Below are 1,650 nucleotides of genomic sequence, written 5' to 3'. Positions count from 1 at the left end.
CACCGCGACCAGCCCCTGCCACAGCGTGGTCTCCGGCGAACCCGCGAACAGGGACAGCGCCCCGTACACCGCCAGCCGCACCAGGGGCCCGCGCCCCGGGCGGTGGGTGGCGTCGAGCGCGGCGCCCAGGATGAGGCCGCTCCAGGCGGCGGCGTCGACGAGGTTCTGCTGGGTGCCCAGCCGGGTCATCAGCGTCGACAGCCCGAACGTGGCGCCCGCGACGACGGCCGCGGGCCAGGAGGCGCGCAGCTTCCGGCACAGCAGGAACACGCCCACCGCCGCGAGCGCGACGTGCGCCAGCTGCATCACCGTCATGGACACGATGGGGCCCGTGAGCAGCACGGCGGCCCAGCGCGGCGGGTAATACACCTGCGAATAGAGGGTCGCCGCGAACGGCTGGCCCAGGCGCGGGTAGGGGTTCCACAGCGGCACCTCACCGGCGCGCAGCGACTCCAGCAGGAAGGCCGAGTCCGGGATGAAGATGCGGAACAGGTCCCGGCCCGCGAGCAGGTGCCCGCCCAGCACCGGCCAGTAGACGAAGGCGAGCAGCGCCAGCAGCCCCACGATGGTGGGAAGCCCTGCCCGTCCTCGCGCTCGCGGCGTCGTCATGCCGGCGGCATCGTAGGGCGAACGCCCCCGCGTCAGTAGACGTACGGCGTCCTGCGCGCCCACTCCGTCTTGCCGTAGCGCTTGTGGAGCCAGGAGAACGCCTTCTTCGCCTCCGGGGTGTTCCGGCCGCAGCCCCGCTTGCTGGAGCGGACCGCGCGGAACAGCGCGATGGGCGAGCGCGGGTCCTCCGGGTGTGCCTTCGCCCAGTCCAGCGCCACGCGGGAGAAGAAGGCGACGGAGGAGCCCGCCGCGTTGAGGGCCTTCCACTCCGCGGTGGCGTCCGCCTGCTCCTCCGGGCTCGCGACCGGCAGCGGCCCTGGGGTCCCCGGAGGATCCACGAGGCCCTCCACTCCCGGCACGCACCACCCGTTCCGGAACCAGCTCAGGTCCTCGGTCAGGTCGAGCGCCGGGGCGACATCCGCCAGGCGGTCCCTGCCGGGCTGAAGCCTCGCGGAGATGGCCGGCAACCCCATGAGCAGCAGCCGCGCGTCGAAGAGGCGCTCCTCCAGCGTGGGCCGCCCCGCGATGGCCAGCAGCTCCGCGCGCGCCTTGGGCTCCGTCTCCGCGAGCGTGACCGCCTGGGCCTTGAGGGTCGCGTCGTCCCCCACCACGGCGGCGCGGGCGAACACGGTCCACGACAGCTGCCGGCGCAGCGCGGGGCTCACGCCAGGGAGCGCGACCCACTCACGCATCCGGCGCGTGGGGACATGCGACTCCAGGTAGCGCGCCCGCGCGGGGCCGAGCCCCATCGCCGCGGTCTCCGGCGCGGAGGCATTCCAGTCCTGATGCGGACCCGCCCCCTCGTCCACCACGAGCTGGGCCGCGTTGCGCAGCGCTTCATCCCAGCTGTTCGCCAGGTGCAGCCGCTCCTCCCGCAGGAGGTTGTCCGTGGAGGCCTGGTCGCGCACCAGCGCCAGGGGGATGGCGTCCAGCCGCGCCCGGGCCTCCGCCAGCTGGCCCCGCTCTCGCAGCAGCCGCACGGAGCGCCACGCGAGCGTCATGCCCGCGGGGGCGTCCACCGGCACCTTCGCCGCGTCCGCG

The 1,650-nt window shown here is 74.6% G+C and carries 2 pseudogenes; both read right to left on the bottom strand.

What is annotated here, in order from left to right:
- Nucleotides 1–609 (bottom strand): annotated as a pseudogene (locus ACLEQD_RS42975) (hypothetical protein); the annotation flags it as partial.
- Nucleotides 610–641: 32 nt separating this feature from the next.
- Nucleotides 642–1,650 (bottom strand): annotated as a pseudogene (locus ACLEQD_RS42970) (hypothetical protein); the annotation flags it as partial.

The organism is Corallococcus sp. 4LFB, assembly GCF_046520365.1.
Classification (GTDB): Bacteria; Myxococcota; Myxococcia; order Myxococcales; family Myxococcaceae; genus Corallococcus; species Corallococcus caeni.
Note: the sequence above shows the minus strand (reverse complement) of the source record. Positions and strands in the feature narration are given on the sequence as shown.